This is a genomic window from Lelliottia sp. WB101 (assembly GCF_003051885.1).
In the GTDB taxonomy this organism is placed as follows: Bacteria; Pseudomonadota; Gammaproteobacteria; order Enterobacterales; family Enterobacteriaceae; genus Enterobacter; species Enterobacter nimipressuralis.
Genome location: NZ_CP028520.1, coordinates 1,721,308 through 1,737,896 on the forward strand (window position 1 = coordinate 1,721,308; position 16,589 = coordinate 1,737,896).

The 16,589-nt window shown below is 55.4% G+C and carries 14 protein-coding genes; 11 read left to right on the forward strand and 3 right to left on the reverse strand.

The window, feature by feature from the left end; all coding sequences use genetic code 11:
• The first annotated feature begins 187 nt into the window (after positions 1-187).
• Both DAI21_RS08325 and DAI21_RS08330 read left to right on the forward strand, forming a co-directional pair.
• A complete protein-coding gene (locus DAI21_RS08325; RefSeq protein ID WP_100778929.1) occupies positions 188-1,825 on the forward strand; it encodes a methyl-accepting chemotaxis protein in 1,638 nt (545 codons plus the stop codon).
• 98 nt (positions 1,826-1,923) lie between these two features.
• Positions 1,924-2,211, forward strand: a complete 288-nt coding sequence (locus DAI21_RS08330) for a DUF2623 family protein (protein ID WP_095283363.1) — start codon at positions 1,924-1,926, stop codon at positions 2,209-2,211.
• Here DAI21_RS08330 and fucR read toward each other — a convergent pair.
• Positions 2,193-2,909, reverse strand: a complete 717-nt coding sequence (gene fucR / locus DAI21_RS08335; protein ID WP_107702835.1) for an L-fucose operon activator — start codon at positions 2,907-2,909, stop codon at positions 2,193-2,195. The genes DAI21_RS08330 and fucR overlap by 19 nt on opposite strands.
• The gene (locus tag DAI21_RS08340) at positions 2,906-3,889 is read right to left on the reverse strand and encodes a sensor domain-containing diguanylate cyclase (protein ID WP_107702836.1); all 984 of its coding nucleotides are present in this window, start codon (positions 3,887-3,889) and stop codon (positions 2,906-2,908) included. Before DAI21_RS08340 ends, fucR begins: the two co-directional genes overlap by 4 nt.
• Before the next feature lie 321 nt (positions 3,890-4,210).
• Between DAI21_RS08340 and DAI21_RS08345 the strand changes: the two genes are divergently transcribed.
• On the forward strand, positions 4,211-5,263 hold the full coding sequence (locus DAI21_RS08345; protein ID WP_107702837.1) for an ABC transporter substrate-binding protein: 1,053 nt from the start codon (positions 4,211-4,213) through the stop codon (positions 5,261-5,263).
• On the forward strand, positions 5,263-5,946 hold the full coding sequence (locus DAI21_RS08350; protein ID WP_107702838.1) for a molybdate ABC transporter substrate-binding protein: 684 nt from the start codon (positions 5,263-5,265) through the stop codon (positions 5,944-5,946). Before DAI21_RS08345 ends, DAI21_RS08350 begins: the two co-directional genes overlap by 1 nt.
• Before the next feature lie 44 nt (positions 5,947-5,990).
• On the opposite strand, the gene yghU is transcribed toward DAI21_RS08350, so the two are convergent.
• A complete protein-coding gene (gene yghU, locus DAI21_RS08355; protein WP_107702839.1) occupies positions 5,991-6,860 on the reverse strand; it encodes a glutathione-dependent disulfide-bond oxidoreductase in 870 nt (289 codons plus the stop codon).
• 247 nt (positions 6,861-7,107) lie between these two features.
• On the opposite strand from yghU, the gene DAI21_RS08360 reads away from it, so the two are divergent.
• The 7 genes from DAI21_RS08360 to DAI21_RS08390 all read left to right on the forward strand — a co-directional run bounded on the left by DAI21_RS08360 (position 7,108) and on the right by DAI21_RS08390 (position 16,584).
• A complete protein-coding gene (locus tag DAI21_RS08360) occupies positions 7,108-8,697 on the forward strand; it encodes an ABC transporter substrate-binding protein (protein WP_107702840.1) in 1,590 nt (529 codons plus the stop codon).
• 47 nt (positions 8,698-8,744) lie between these two features.
• The gene (locus tag DAI21_RS08365) at positions 8,745-9,698 is read left to right on the forward strand and encodes an ABC transporter permease (protein ID WP_102104765.1); all 954 of its coding nucleotides are present in this window, start codon (positions 8,745-8,747) and stop codon (positions 9,696-9,698) included.
• 6 nt (positions 9,699-9,704) lie between these two features.
• Positions 9,705-10,550, forward strand: coding sequence for an ABC transporter permease (locus DAI21_RS08370; protein ID WP_107702841.1), 846 nt, complete (start codon positions 9,705-9,707; stop codon positions 10,548-10,550).
• Complete coding sequence (locus DAI21_RS08375) at positions 10,543-11,520, forward strand: ABC transporter ATP-binding protein (protein ID WP_107702842.1); 978 nt, start codon at positions 10,543-10,545, stop codon at positions 11,518-11,520. Before DAI21_RS08370 ends, DAI21_RS08375 begins: the two co-directional genes overlap by 8 nt.
• The gene (locus DAI21_RS08380; protein WP_107702843.1) at positions 11,517-12,494 is read left to right on the forward strand and encodes an ABC transporter ATP-binding protein; all 978 of its coding nucleotides are present in this window, start codon (positions 11,517-11,519) and stop codon (positions 12,492-12,494) included. Before DAI21_RS08375 ends, DAI21_RS08380 begins: the two co-directional genes overlap by 4 nt.
• A gap of 159 nt (positions 12,495-12,653) precedes the next feature.
• Positions 12,654-14,525, forward strand: a complete 1,872-nt coding sequence (gss, locus tag DAI21_RS08385) for a bifunctional glutathionylspermidine amidase/synthase (protein WP_107702844.1) — start codon at positions 12,654-12,656, stop codon at positions 14,523-14,525.
• Between the two features lie 799 nt (positions 14,526-15,324).
• Complete coding sequence (locus DAI21_RS08390; RefSeq protein ID WP_228483243.1) at positions 15,325-16,584, forward strand: TolC family outer membrane protein; 1,260 nt, start codon at positions 15,325-15,327, stop codon at positions 16,582-16,584.
• Positions 16,585-16,589: the final 5 nt, after the last annotated feature.

Genomic DNA, 16,589 nt, shown 5'->3' on the forward strand with positions numbered 1-16,589 from the left:
GGCCGGAAAATTCCGGTCTTTTTCTATTATATTTGCGTGCTAATTATAAGGGTATTAGGCAATACTATTTTTTTAAAAGTTAAGATGTGCAAGTTTTTATAAAAATACTCCTTAAAGTGTAGGCATTGCCGATAACGAAGATAAGACTCGTCTCAAGCGAGTTTTCCCTAACGGCAAGGATACTTTTATGCAAATGCTTCGTAATTTTACTATCCGGTTCGTCATGCTGACGATTCTGGGTATTTTTTGTTTGATGTGGGCAGGGGTTGGGCTTTACAGCACCTGGTCACTTTCCAGGGTCTCAGACGGTAATGACATCGATCGCCAGATCGTGAAACAAATGACTATTTTGAGTCAGGGTAACGATCAATATTTCCGCTTTGTCACGCGCCTCAGCCGCGCAATGGAAGCCAAAGTTGCGGGTGGAAATCCCGATTTAGCCCCCGCGCAGCAGGCGCTGGAGAATATGAGCAAGAAGCTGAACGAGATGAAGGCCATCTCGCCAGGCCCGATGGACGAAAGCGTCTCTGCTGAAGTGATTAGCAGCTGGCAGGCGTTACTGGATCAGGGGATTGCCCTGCAAATGCAGCAGGCGCAACAGGGGACGATCGAGGGATATCGTCAGCAGGCCAACAACGTCACGCCACCGCTGAGCCGCGCTTTCGGTGCCGCGGCGGATAAATTCAATACTTCCGCCGCCAGCACGCTCGACAGTACGCGTGACGTGGTGGACAGCCTGACGAGCATGACGCGCGTTGTGATTATCGCCGCGACGATTATCGGTCTGCTGATCCTCCTCTTCACCGACCGTTACCTGGTGGCGATGCTGGTGAAACCGCTGGATCGCATTCGTGAGCATTTCCGCCAGATTGCGCAGGGCGATCTCAGCCAGCCCATTACGCCATTTGGGCGTAACTGCGTGGGCCGACTGGTGCCTCTGTTAACCGCGATGCAGGACAGCCTGCGCGAAGCGGTCAGCTCGATCCGTTCCGGTAGCGAGAATATCTGGCGCGGAGCCACTGAAATTTCCAGCGGAAATAACGATCTCTCTTCACGCACCGAAGAGCAGGCCGCCGCACTGGAAGAGACCGCCGCGAGCATGGAACAGCTCACCGCCACGGTGAAACTCAACGCCGAAAATGCGCGTCAGGCGAGCCAGCTGGCCGATGTTGCCTCCACTACCGCAAGCCGTGGCGGTTCGCTGGTGGATGACGTGGTTACCACCATGAGCGGAATTTCCGCCAGCTCGAAGAAGATTGCCGAGATCACTACCGTCATCAACAGCATCGCGTTCCAGACCAATATTCTGGCACTCAACGCGGCGGTTGAAGCGGCGCGTGCCGGTGAACAGGGCCGTGGATTTGCCGTGGTGGCAGGCGAAGTGCGTAACCTGGCCAGCCGAAGCGCAAATGCGGCGAAGGAGATCGAAGGCCTGATCGCCGATTCCGTTTCACGCGTCGAGCAGGGTTCGAAAATCGTCAGCGATACCGGGACCACCATGGAAGCGATCCTGCGTGCCGTGACCGAAGTGACCACCATCATGAAGCAGATCGCGTCGGCGTCGGAAGAGCAGAGCAAAGGCATTTCCCAGGTCGGTGTGGCGATCACCCAGATGGACGGCGTAACGCAGCAGAACGCCTCCCTGGTGGAGCAGGTTTCCGCCGCCGCCTCGGCGCTGGAACGTCAGACGGAAGAGTTACAACGCTCAGTGCAGAAATTCCGCCTGTCTGCGCAGGAACCGCAAAACGGTGCGCCTGCCGCGTCGCCGAAAGCGCCCATGCGGCCTAACGCATCGGGTACGCCCGATGAGTGGGTTTCGTTCTGATTCATCCCTAAAGGCCGCCCCGTGCGGCCTTAATTTCCACTAGCCATCGCTCAAAATATCGCTATATAATTTAATATATAGCGATTGAGGGTAAATCAATGGAAAACCATTTTGGCAAAGGGTTGATGGCGGGGATGCGCGCGGCGCAGGCGGATACCGCAAAGAACGTCGCGCATTTCTGCTCTGACTATAAACGGGGATTTGTGCTCGGTTTTTCGCACCGGATGTTTGAGAAAACCGGGGATCGCCAGCTCAGTGCGTGGGAGGCCGGTATCCTGACACGCCGCTACGGGCTGGACCGCGATATGGTGATGGATTTTTTCAAAGAAAATCAGTCGAGTACCACGCTGCGCTACTTTATGGCGGGCTACCGTCTGGAAGGGTGAGCATCGGTAATCATCTGCGTCACCTGCGACAGCGAGCCGATTTTGACTTCGCTCGCACGCTGAAATTTACTCTTATCAATCAACAGCAGCGACTGGCTGGCGCGGCGTAACAACTGCGTTTTAAAGAGCGCGCTGTGTTCGGCCGGGTCCCACATATCGCCCTGTTCGTCCACCCCCTCACAGGAAAAGATAAACAGGTCGATCTCCACGCCTTTCAGCAGGGAGATCAGCGCCGGATTGACGTAACAACGATACTTACGATCCAGCGTGCCGCCGGTGCAGATAAGCGTGATGCGCTCGCGTTTCGCCATTTCGTGGCAGATGGGCAGGCTATTAGTGAACACCGTCAGGTCGATGTCCGGAAGCTGGCGCGCCAGATGAAAACAGGTCGAGCTGGCGTCGAGGGCAAGAGTCATTCCGCTGCTGACCCAGTCCAGCGCGCGATGGGCGATATCCACTTTATCGGCATAATGGCTCTTTAGGCGTGCGCCAAACGGCTCACCGCCGTCGCGGTTGTCCGGGTGAATGGCCCGCGCGCGGCCATGGTGACGCACAATTTTCCCCTGCTGCTGCAACCCTTTCAAATCGCGGCGAATAGTCTCTTTGCTGACCGCCAGCTGTTCTGCCAGCGCGTCGGTGGTCAGCCCGTCGCAATCACTCAGTAGCTGGATAATGCTCTGCTGGCGGCTGGCCTTCACGCGTCTGTTCCGGTACGGGAAATCGAGATAAGCGTGGAGCCGATCGCCACGCCGTTCTTTCCGGTGTGTTTGATCTGGTACATCGACTGATCGGCGCGGCGCAGGGCGTTAACGAAATCATCCTGCGGCTGAACCTCATCTATTCCAATCGACGCCCCCACCTGCGCCTGGCCATTATCCAGCTCGAAAGGGGTCAGCGCCGCGCGCAAACAGCTGTGCGCGGTGCTGTTCACCCACAGACTGGAGAGCGGGAAGGGCAACAGCAGAACAAACTCATCGCCGCCCAGACGCCCGACGACAGAACCCTGCGGGCAGGTTTCGCGCAGACGCTGGCTCAGTTGAATCAGCAGCTCATCGCCGCTGCGATGGCCAAAGGTGTCGTTAACGGTTTTGAAATCATCCAGATCGATAAAAGCCACGCAGAGTGGACCCTGCTCTTTCAGAGCTCGGAACTGTTTGATTAGCGCATGACGATTGGCAAGGCCGGTCAGCGGATCGTGGTTCGCCAGCAGCGCGAGTTGCTCCTCGTATTGCTTTTCCTTCGTCATATCAATGTGGGTGCCGGTGACCTTGAGCGGATTCCCGTGCTCATCCCATTCGCTGACACGCCCGCGATCGAGCACCCAACTGACGGTGCCATTTTTATGCTGCATGCGGTGCAGGGCTTCGTAGAACGGGGTTTTGCCGTGGAGATGGTCATAAAACGCATCCAACACCATCTGTTTATCATCGGCATGAAGGTGCTCGCGCCAGACGTCGAACTGCGCACTCAGCTCTTTCGGCTGGTACCCCAGCATCGAGCCCCAGCGGCGATTGTAGATAATTAGCTTCCCACTGGGCACGTCGAGCTGCCACAGACACAGGCCCGTGCCGTCCAGCGCAGCGCTAAGCTTACTGCGGGCGTCACGCGCCAGTCTGGCAAGCCGGGCGTTATGCTTTTTCAGATTCTGAATCTGCTGTCGTAGCGCCTGTTCTGACATGGGACGTTTCTTAGGGGAAATAAAAATTATTCTTGCCAGTTTAGCGTCGGTTGTAAATATGCTGTTGAAAAAAGAGCGTGATTTGCAATAAGTACATCTGTTTTCTTTTAAGAAAATAGCGGTGAAATAATTTTTCGCAGCGGATTATTTTTTCACTCTCGCCCTTTGCATTTTATTTGCAAAAGACATCACCGGTCCGGGAATTATTTAATGCCGGGGTGTTCATTTTTTCATGGCAATAATGCCTACCCACAAAGCAGGCGAAGATCTGCGTCACAAATCGTTATATAATCCGGTGTATAACGAAAGTGCGAGGGCATTATGAACAATCGATTTTGGCAGGCAGTTACCTTTAGTTTACTGATTTTACTCCCGTTATCTTCTGAGGCATCCCGCCAGATAACCGATCAAATTGGCCGCACCGTCACCGTTCCCGATAAGGTTGACCGCGTGGTAGTGCTTCAGCATCAGACGCTGAACTTACTGGTGCAAATGAACGCGACCGACAAAATTGTCGGCGTGATGGCGAACTGGAAACAGCAGCTTGGCGAGGGCTACGCCCGCCTGGCACCTGAGCTAAACCAGAAAGCGACGCTCGGCGATCTCACCCATGTGGACCCGGAAAAACTGATCGCTCTGCATCCACAGGTGGTGTTTGTCACCAACTATGCGCCGCAGGAGATGATCGACAAAATCAGCAGCCTGGGTATCCCGGTGATCGCCATCTCCCTGCGCCACGACGCGCCGGGCGAAAAAGCGAAGCTGAACCCAACTATCGCCGACGAAGAAAAAGCCTACGATCTGGGTCTGCGCGAGGGGATCACCCTGATCGGTGAGATCGTCAACAAACCGCAGGAAGCCAACGATCTGATCGCCGCCACCGATAAAGGGCGCAAGATGGTCAGCGACCGTCTGAAAGATATCCCTGCAGAGAAACGTATTCGCGCCTATATGGCCAATCCGGAACTCACCACCTACGGTTCGGGGAAATACACCGGCCTGATGATGGCTCATGCGGGCGCAGTCAACGTGGCGGCAGCGACCATTCAGGGTTTTAAAACCGTGGCGATGGAGCAGGTTATCGCCTGGGATCCGCAGGTCATCTTTGTGCAGGATCGCTATCCATCGGTGGTCGATGAAATCAAGGGTTCGGCCCAGTGGCAGGTGATCGACGCCGTGAAAAATCATCGCGTCTACCTGATGCCGGACTACGCCAAAGCCTGGGGCTACCCGATGCCGGAAGCAATGGGCATTGGCGAACTGTGGATGGCGAAAAAACTCTATCCTGAGAAGTTTAAAGACGTTGATATGCGCAAAATCGCCGACGAATGGTATCAGCGTTTCTACCGCACCCATTACCAGGGTATCGACTGATGCGCGTGCTGGCAGCGGGCAGCCTGCGCGGTATATGGCCGCAACTACTGGCCCATTTCCCGCATCCGGTTGAGACGCAGTTTGGTCCGGCCGGATTGCTGCGGGAACGGATTGAAGCCGGGGAGCCGTGTGACCTGTTTGCGTCAGCAAATGTCGCCCATCCTCAGGCGTTGCTCTTAAAGGGGCTGGCATCTTCCGTAGCGGTATTTGCCCGCAATCAGCTCTGCCTGACAGCGCGCAGTGAGGTGCTTCGCGACGACGATGACTGGTTCTCGCTGCTTACGCGTCCAGATTTGCGTCTCGGCACCTCAACGGCGGGGTGCGATCCCTCCGGCGACTACACCCAGGAGCTGTTCACACGTATGGGCGAGGCGGGCATCCCTGTGCGGGAGCGGGCGATGGCGCTGGTCGGTGGGCGCGCGTCTGCGCCGGTTCCGCCGGGTAAACTGGCGGCAGAGTGGATCATTGAAAGTGATCAGGCGGATCTGTTTATCGGCTACGCCAGCTACGCGCCCGCGCTTCGTCAGATTGCCGGCCTGAGCGTGCTGAACATACCTGCGCCTTTTAACCCGCAAGCGGAATATGCAAGCGCGGTAATGACGCCCCAGGGGCTGGTGCTGGCGGATTATTTACAGTCGGATCAGGCAAAAGCGATTTTGCTGCAGGGCGGTTTCGGCGTGTAATTTTGCCCGGTGAGCGCAGCGCCACCGGGCAATCTGTCAGCGCATTACGCCTGACGTTTGTCTTCGGTCTGGGTGTCGAAGTCGCTGGCGGCATGGCGCTCATGCAGCTGTTCGCTCGGCTCGCCAAAGGTACGGTTGACGATGCGACCGCGTTTCACCGCCGGGCGCTCGGCAACTTCTTTCGCCCAGCGCTGAACGTTCTTGTAACTGCCTGCATCCAGGAACTCGGCGGCGTTGTATACGTTGCCAAGCACCACGTTGCCGAACCATGGCCAGATGGCGATATCGGCGATGCTGTACTCATCTCCCGCGACAAAACGACCGCGCCCCAGCTGCTTATCCAGAACGTCGAGCAGGCGTTTTGATTCCATGGTGAAACGGTCAATCGCGTACTCAATTTTCACTGGCGCATAGTTAAAGAAATGGCCGAAACCGCCGCCAAGAAACGGGGCAGAGCCTTGCAGCCAGAACAGCCAGTTCAGGGTTTCGGTGCGTCCCGCCGGATCTTTTGGCAGGAAGTGACCGAATTTTTCTGCCAGATAAAGCAGGATATTCCCGGATTCAAATACGCGCAGTGGCGGGTTCACAGAGTGGTCACGAAGTGCCGGAATTTTCGAGTTTGGGTTCACGTCCACAAACCCGCTGGAGAACTGATCGCCTTCGCCGATGCGGATCAGCCACGCGTCATACTCCGCGCCTGTCACACCAAGCGCCAGCAGCTCTTCCAGCATGATTGTCACTTTCTGGCCGTTTGGCGTGCCGAGGGAGTAGAGTTGCAGGGGATGCGCGCCCACTGGCAGCGTTTTCTCATGCGTCGCGCCAGAAACCGGGCGGTTGATATTGGCGAACGCGCCGCCGTTACTGTTCTGTTTCCATTCCCACACTTTCGGTGGCTGGTAGGTGTTGTCTGACATGTTGATCTGCCTTTTTAGTGATGTGTTGAGGCAGTGTAGCAGGAGATTCGTGAACCCTTTAACGTTGCGAGCGCAATTGATTAGGCCCTATTCCTTCTGGCGCTTATATATATCAAATTGGTTATAAGCTTAATCGAAAATCGCATTTTCATTGTTAATGCGCAATATGACAAAGCTGAATATGATGCTCCTGAATAAAAAGAACTTTTCAGTATTTAATATTATTGAGGCAAGGAGTGAGTGAGATATGCGCAAGCTACTGTTATCTGCTGTTCTGGTGTCCATGGCATTGGCCGCAGCGGGCTGTGACGATGCTAAAAAGAATGAAACGGCGAACGCGCCAGCAGCAAAAAGTGATGCGCCAAAAGAGGGTGGCTCGCTCATTATCGGTATCACGTCCGGCGACCCGCTGGCCGTAAACCCACTCTACGCCAGCGACCGTACCACGCTGACCATCATGCAGGCGCTGTACGCGCCACTCTACAGTTTTAACGACGGAAAAATCGAATGGGGCCTGGCCGAAAGCCTGATGCCGTCCGCCGATAATCTCAGCTATACCCTGACCTTAAAACCGAATCTGAAATGGCAGGACGGCCAGCCGCTGACCGCCTCCGACGTGGTCTTCACCTTTAATAAGCTCCTCGAAGCCAAGCAGCACAGCTTCTTCCGCAGCATGTTCACCTACGGCGGAAAGCCTGTCGAAGTGAGTAAAGTCGACGATCGCACCGTGAAGTTCACGTTGCCGCAGGTCAGCGCCGCCTTTACCGGAACGCTGGTGCAGATCTACCCGATTCCGGAACACGTGTTCGCAAAAGAAGCGGATCTGGAAAAGAGCACCAAAAACGATGCGCCGGTAGGTTCCGGTCCGTTCAAGTTTAAAGAGTACCGCGCGGGGCAATATTACGCCCTGACCCGTTTTGACGAATACTGGAACGGAAAAGCGAAGCTCGACTCCGTGACCTATCGCTTTGCCAAAGACAGCAACTCCGCAAACCTTGCGCTGCAAAACGGCGAAATCAATCTGAAGATGGTGGACCCGCAGGACGTCAGCCGCCTGAAGAATACCGGCAAATTTGATTTTGTGGTCTATCCGGAAGGCCGTCTGGCGTATATGACCTTCAACCAGAACGTGCCGGTGATGAAAAGCAAACCGCTTCGTCAGGCGATTGCCTATGCCATCAACAAAGACGAACTGACCCAAACCGCGTTCACCTCGCTGGATTATGCTAAACCGGCCAGCTCATTCCTGACGCCGGACACGCTTTATCAGACCAACGACGTTGAGCAGTACACGTTCGATCAGCAAAAAGCCAAAGAACTGCTGAAAGCGTCCGGCGCGCCAGCCGATCTCAAGCTGCGCCTGGCCTATGTGAACACCAACAAAACCCAGGAGAGCATGGCGCTCTACATTCAGCAGCAGCTGAAAGGCATTGGCGTGAATGTGGAACTGATGCCGCTCGACTCCAACGCCATGTCTCAGCGCAGCCTGGATATGAACAATACCGCGTGGGAGCTGAACCTCGGCGGTTACATCATGGGCGCGGAGCCGGATGGCTACAAATCCCTGTTCATGAGCAACGAAGCCTACAACTATGCGCACTATAAAAACCCGCAGTTCGACGCCCTGTGGGACAAAGGCGCAGTAGAAACCGACAGCGGCAAACGTGCTGAAATCTACAAGCAAATTCAGCAGACCGTCGCCAACGACATGACCTACTACCCCATCGCCTACACCAATGCGACAGTCGCAGTGGACAAACGCTTTGGCGGGACGCAGGAAGCCGAACCGAAACCGGTTTATATGTTCCAGGACCTTTCAAAAATCTATCAAAAATAAGTCGTTGCCCCGGCCAACTGGTCGGGGTGTTTTTTTAAGGGCATGTCGTGAACACATTACTGACGCGTCGGCTGCTGCAACTGCTGCCGATGCTTTTCTTTATTTCGCTGGTGGCGTTTTTGCTGGTCAAACTCGCGCCCGGCGATCCGGTGGCGGCGTACATCACGCCGAGAATGGCCCCGGAAGATATCGAACGTATCCGCCAGAGCATGGGGCTGGATAAGCCCCTGGTGACGCAATACATTCTGTGGCTGAAAAACGTTTTGCAGGGCGATCTGGGCTATTCGCTGATTTACCATCGCCCGGTGCTGGAGATGATCGGCGAACGCATTCCGGCCACGCTTGGGCTGATGGGTGCGTCGCTGGTGATGGCGATCCTCCTCGCCATTCCGCTGGGGCTGCTCGCGGGCGCGTTCAAACACCGCTGGCTGGATCACATCCTGAACTTATTCGCCTATATCGGTATTTCCGTACCTATTTTCTGGTTCGGTATTCTGCTGATCACCATTTTTGCCGTGCAGCTGAACTGGTTCCCCAGCATGGGGATGCGCACTATCGGTATGGAGGACAACTGGCTGGACGTAGTGCGTCACGGCGTGCTGCCGTGCATTGCGCTGACCTTCTATAACCTCTCCAGCTACGTGCGCTATATCCGCTCGAACACCATTTCGCAGCTCTCCGCCGACTATGTGCAAACCCAGCTGGCGTATGGCGCCACGCGCACCAGTATCCTGTTCCGCCATGTGCTGAAAAACGTACTGTTGCCGGTGATCACCCTGTTTGGCCTGTCGTTTGGCGAGCTGGTCGTAGGGGCCTACGTAACCGAAAGCGTCTTTTCGTGGCCGGGGATGGGGCTGCTGGGTATTCAGTCGATCACCTCGCTGGACTACCCGCTGATCATGGCGATCATCATGCTGTCGTCGATGATGCTGATCGTCGGCAATCTGATCGCCGATCTGCTCTATCGCTTCGCCGATCCCCGTATTCGTACCCTGAGGTAACCCCGGATGAGCAGACGCTGGCAACAAGTACGCCACCAGCTGCGCCGCAACCGTCCGGCGCAGTTTTCACTCTTTGTTCTCTTTATTTTTATCGTCTCCGCCCTGTGCGCAGGGCTAAGCCCTTACGATCCGGATCAGATGTCCCTTGGCGCGCGCACTCTGCCGCCTGACGCGGCGCACTGGTTTGGCACCGACGAATACGGGCGCGATTACTTCACCCGCGCCCTGTACGGCGGGCAGATCTCCCTGATGGTCGGTTTTCTGGCGATGCTTTTTTCCACGCTGATCGGCACGCTTGTCGGTACCATCAGCGGCTATTTTGGCGGCTGGCTCGATAACCTGATGATGCGCGTCGTCGATATTCTGATGGCCATTCCGGCGTTTTTCCTGCTGCTGGTGGTGAACGCCTACCTCAAGCCGGGCGTGGATAACATCATCCTGATTATTAGCCTGTTGACCTGGATGAGCATGTCGCGCCTGGTGCGTGCCGAAACGCTCAGCGTCAAAGAGCGTGAGTATGTTCTGTATGCCCGCGCGTCCGGCGAGCATCCGCTGCGCATTATTCTGCGCCATATTATTCCCGGCGTGCTGCCGACGATTATTGTGGCGGCGACGCTGAATATCGCATCGGCCATTCTGATGGAATCGACCCTCAGTTTCCTCGGGCTGGGCGTGCAGGCGCCCGCTGCGTCGTGGGGAAGTATGCTCAACAACGCCCAGTCGTACATCGGCGAAGCCTCATGGCTGGCGATGTTCCCCGGCATTTTGATTTTGCTGACGGTGTTTAGTTTTAACGTGCTCGGTGACGTATTCCGCACCGCTTTTGAGCCGGGAGCGAACCGCGATGAATAACTTATTAGAACTCGATAATCTGCACACTTCGTTTCGCACCCGCGACGGTAACGTACAGGCGGTGCGCGGCGTGAGTTTTCATGTGCAGGCCGGGGAGCTGGTCGGCATCGTCGGCGAATCCGGGTGCGGGAAAAGCGTCACCTGCAAATCGATCATTCAGCTGCTCGGCAGCAACGGGCACATCTCCGGCGGCAGTATTCGCTTTCAGAATGACGATCTGGCGAAGAAGACCCCCGAGCAAATGCGCAAGATCCGTGGCAACGACATTGCGATGATTTTCCAGGACCCGATGACCGCCCTAAACCCGGTGGTGACCATCGGCAGGCAGATGTCGGAGATCCTCATTCGCAACAAAGGGCTGTCCAAAAAGGCGGCAAAAGCGGCGGCCATTGCCATGCTCGATCAGGTGGGGATTGCCGAAGCGGAGCGCCGTTACGATCAGTTTCCCCACGAGTTTAGCGGCGGGATGCGCCAGCGCGTGATGATCGCCATTGCGCTCTCCTGCAACCCGAAACTGCTGATCGCCGACGAACCAACAACCGCGCTGGATGTGACCATTCAGGCGCAAATCCTGCGCCTGCTGAAAAGCCTGCAACAACAGACTCAGACTGCCATTCTGCTGATCACCCACGATCTCGGCGTGGTGGCGCAGGTGTGCAGCCGTGTCGTGGTGATGTACGGCGGGCAGGTGATGGAAGAGGGGAGTGTGGAGGATATTTTTTATCGTCCGGCGCACCCGTACACCCAGGGGTTATTGGCCTCCCTGCCGCGCGCGGACGAGGCAAATCACCGCCTGTCACCTATTGAAGGAACGCCGCCTGGCCTGCTCGATCCGCCGCCGGGCTGCCCGTTTGCCGAGCGCTGTCCGAAACGGATGCCGCAATGTGAGCGACAACCCGCATTTTATTCCGTTGGCGAGGGCCACCGTGCGGCCTGCTGGTTATGGGCTGATAAGGAGGTTCAGGCATGAGCGAGCAAAATGCCCCTTTAGTGAGCGTACGTGAACTGCGTAAACACTATCCGGTTCAGGGTGGGCTGCTGCGCAAAGGCGTGGCGGTGAAAGCGGTCGACGGCGTGAGTTTTGATATTCAGCGCGGAGAAACCTTTGGTCTGGTGGGCGAATCAGGCTGCGGAAAATCGACGCTTGGGCGCGCAATGCTGCGCCTGTTTGATATCACCTCCGGCGAAATTCACTTTGCCGGACAGGAGATTGCGCAGGCCAGCGAAAAACAGCTCAAGCCGCTGCGTAAAAGAATGCAGGCCATTTTCCAGGACCCGTACTCGTCGCTCAATCCGGGTATGACGGTGCAGCAGCTGGTGGCCGAACCGATGCAGATCCACGGTTACAGCCGCGAGGAGCAGCGGGAACGTACGGAAACCCTGCTCTATAAAGTGGGGCTTAAACAGGAACATCTGCAGCGCTTCCCCCATGAATTCAGCGGCGGTCAGCGTCAGCGCATCAGCATTGCGCGTGCTCTGTCGGTACGCCCGGAGTTTGTGCTGTGCGATGAACCGCTCTCGGCGCTGGATGTGTCGGTGCAGGCGCAGGTGGTGAATATTTTGCAGGACCTGCAGCAGGAGCTGGGGCTGACCTATCTGTTTATCGCCCACGATCTGTCGATGGTGCGCCATATCTCCAGCCGTATCGGGGTGATGTACCTCGGAAAGCTGGTGGAAGTGGCCCCGGCGGGCGAGCTTTATTCCCATCCGGCGCACCCCTATACGCGCGCGCTGCTGGCCGCCGTTCCGCTGCCCGATCCGCGCATCCGCCATCTTGAGCAGGCAACCCTGCGCGGGGAGATCCCCGGCCCCACGTCGGTACTTCCTGGCTGTAAATTTTGCAGCCGTTGCCCGAACGTCATGCCGGTTTGCCGCTCGCAGGAGCCTGCGATGCAGGAGATCTCGCCGGGGCATTTTGCGGCCTGTTGGTTATTTAAGGTTTAAGGTGCCGCGAACAACGCCGGGCGGCGCGAAGGCGTGCCCGGCTCGCACTGTGAATTGTCTCTTTATCAGGTGTATGATAAATCCTCTTCTGTCTGATTCATGTCAACACGCAGACGACAACCCTCATCATCTTGCCGCCTGCCTTTTTAGGTTGGATTCATGCGAAATAATGGAAAGCTAAGCAGTGACGCTCCGTTTGGGACGTTGTTAGGTTATGCGCCGGGTGGCGTGGCAATTTACTCCTCGAACTACAGCAGTCTTGACCCGCGCCAGTACCCCGAAGACGCGGAGTTTCGTAGCTATATCGGCAACGAATACATGGGCCACAAATGGCAGTGCGTGGAGTTCGCGCGCCGCTTCCTGTTCCTCAACTACGGCATGGTATTTACCGACGTCGGCATGGCGTGGGAAATCTTCTCCCTGCGCTTCCTGCGCGCCGTGGTGAACGATACCATCCTGCCGCTGCAGGCGTTTGCTAACGGATCGAAACGCGCGCCAAAAGCCGGTTCGCTGCTCATCTGGCAAAAGGGCGGTGAGTTTCATGAGACCGGCCATGTGGCCGTTATCACTCAGCTGATGGGCGATAAAGTGCGCATTGCCGAGCAGAACGTACTCCATTCGCCGCTGCCGGTCGGGCAGCAGTGGACGCGCGAGCTGCGCCTGTCCGTCGAAAAAGGCTGCTACACCCTGCACGACACCTTCACGGATACCACTATTCTGGGCTGGATGATCCAGACCGACGACACAGAGTACAGCCTGCCGCAGCCGGAAATCGGCGGTGAGCAGCTGAAAATCAGCGGGGCGCGACTGCCCAACAAGCGCCAGTTCGACGGGAAATGGCTCAACGAAAAGGATGCTCTCCAGCAGGCTTACGTTCGCGCCAACGGGCATGTGATCAATAAAGATCCCTGCCAGTATTTCACCATCACCGAAAGTGCCGAGCAGGAGCTGATCAAGGCCACCAACGAGCTGCATCTGATGTATCTCCACGCCACCGATAAAGTGCTGAAAGACGACAACTTACTCGCGCTTTTCGACATCCCGAAAATCCTCTGGCCGCGCCTGCGCCTCTCCTGGCAGTGGCGTCGTCACCATATGATCACCGGTCGTATGGATTTTTGTATGGATGAGCGCGGGCTGAAGGTGTACGAGTACAACGCCGATTCCGCCTCCTGCCATACGGAAGGCGGTTTGATCCTCGAAGAGTGGGTGAAAAATGGCTATCGCGGCACCGGGCATAACCCGGCGGAAGGCTTGCTCGAAGAGCTGACCGGCGCGTGGAAACACAGCCACGCGCGTCCGTTCGTGCATATCATGCAGGACAACGATATCGAAGAGGATTATCACGCGCTCTTTATCCAGCGCTCGCTGATGCAGGCGGGTTTTGACACCAAAATTCTGCACGGTCTGGAAGCGCTGAGCTGGGATGCGGCAGGGCAGCTTATCGATGACGAAGGTCGCGCGGTGAACTGTGTCTGGAAAACCTGGGCGTGGGAAACGGCGATCGAGCAGGTGCGTGAAGTGAGCGAAACCGAATACGCCGCCGTGCCGATTCGCACCGGTCATCCCCAGCAAGAGGTGCGTTTAATTGACGTACTGCTGCGCCCGGAAGTGCTGGTATTTGAACCGCTGTGGACCGTGATCCCCGGCAACAAAGCGATTCTGCCGGTGCTGTGGCAGTTGTTCCCGAACCACCGTTACCTGCTGGATACGGATTTCGAAGTCAACGAACTGCTCACCAAAACCGGCTATGCGGTGAAACCTATCGCCGGTCGCTGCGGCAGCAATATCGATCTGATCAGCGCCGAAGAGGAGCTGCTGGATAAATCCAGCGGTAAATTCACGGATCGTAAAAATATCTACCAGCAGCTGTGGTGCCTGCCGAAAGTGGACGGGAAATACATCCAGGTCTGCACCTTTACCGTCGGCGGCAACTACGGCGGCACCTGCCTGCGCGGGGATGATTCGCTGGTGATCAAGAAAGAGAGCGATATCGAGCCGTTGATTGTGGAGAAGGATAAGGAGAGCTAATCCGGCACAACGCGCGTCGAAACGGTAAAACCCGCAGATTCTCCTGCGGGTTTTTTATTGCCGTTTTGGGGCTGATGCCATCGATTGATGAATAAACGTAATGAGTTATCCCGAATGTGCTAATAATTCACCTGATATATTGTTATTGTTCTGTTTATTTTTTCACATTTAGATTGAATGACTGCTTATAAAGAAATTACTGGTGTTAAATGCCAATTATTAACAATTGATGGCGCAGTATCCTGTTTCTTAAGGGATTATTTTTTCTTTGTTGTTTAAATAATAACCACGGCACTAAAACTGACATTTCTTTGAAAATCTTTGTGTCATATTCATTGAGAAATAAACGCAAAAATGTACAGGCAGGTATTTTAAATATTTTCTTAAATAACAATGCGTTTATTCCAGGCCGATTTAGGCCCTATTTTCACGGTTTGTCTGGAAACCGCATTTTTTCTCTTAGCATTAACACCTTGTTAACATTGTGGGTATAGTTCCACTTAAGACATTTTGTTATGCTCGCCGTTAAGAAATGTTGAATAAGTAAATTCTTAAAAACGATTATCTGCTACTGATTTCCGTTAGTGAAAATTGGTGCTTAGGCTTTTTCGCACATTCATTAAACGTTGAAAAATTCTTACGTGTAAGATTTTTACCACTGGCTAAGTGGGGGAGGCGAAGAAAACGATATACACCATCCTCAGGGGTGGAATAGTAAGGGAGATCTATCTTGAGAGCGTTTAAATATACCCAGATACCTGCCGCCCTTGTTTTATTTGCGGCCACGATGTCCACATCGATGGCAAATAACGGGACGATTGGCAGCGCTCCCGTCGCACGCACGTCATTAAAAGAGAGCATTCTTTTTGCTTTCGATCGCGATCCCTCCGTGAGCCAGCAAGCCGCTCAGATGGGGATTGGTCAGGCCCAGATTGATGAAGCCCGAAGCGGGTGGATGCCGCAAATTTCACTGAACGGCAATACGGGCCATAGCCAGACGACGGACTCCAGCGGTTCGCTGAAAAATTCGGCGGCGTGGGGCTTGAGCCTGACGCAGCTTGTGTACGACTTTGGCAAAACCAATAGCGCGATCAGCCAGTCTTCCGCCCAGCACGACAGCTACCGGTATCAGCTGATGGCGACGTTATCGTCGGTCGCAGAGAAAACTGCGCTGAGCTATGTGGACGTGAAACGCTATACAGACCTGACCCAGGCCGCGCAGGAGAACATCCTCGCCCTGAAAAATGTGCAACAGCTGGCGAAATTACGCTCCAGTGCGGGCCTTAGCTCCACCTCTGATGAGCTGCAAACGCAAACCCGCGTGGCGGGAATGCAGGCGACCCTTGAGCAATACAACGCGGCGCTGAAAAGTGCCCGCGCCAGGCTGTCGGTTCTGACGGGGATTGATGCACAACAGCTCTCCCCGTTACCGGCCACGCTTGAGGTGCAGCAGGATTCCCTTGATAGCATCGACTACACGCTGATCCCCTCCGTTCTGGCGGCGAGAACCATGGAGAGTTCTGCCCAGTACGGCATTGAACGGGCGAAATCCCAGCACTGGCCGACCCTGAGCCTGAAAGGGGGAAGAACGCGCTATGAATCGGATAATCGCTCCTATTGGGACGACCAGATCCAGCTGAATATTGATGCTCCGCTCTACCAGGGCGGCGCGGTGTCCGCCAGGGTTCGCCAGGCTGAAGGGGCGCGTGCTATGGCCGCTTCGCAGGTGGATCAGGCTCGCTTTGATGTCCTGCAAAAAGCCTCAGTCGCAATGGCAGACTGGAGCGGGGCGCGTGGCCGAATGGAGGCCGGAAATGTCCAGCTGGAAAATGCGTTACGCGCCCGTGAAGTTTATAAAAATGAATATACCCTCGGTAAGCGAAGTATTAACGATCTCCTGAGCGTCGAACAAGATGTCTGGCAGGCAACCTCCTCCAAAATATCAGCAGAATATGATAGCTGGGCGAGTGCAGTTAATTATGCGTCAGCCGTTGATAATCTCATGCAACGTATTGGAATTGAAAAAAACGCTGCGGCCAAATTACCTGATTTAAGTTAGAGAAA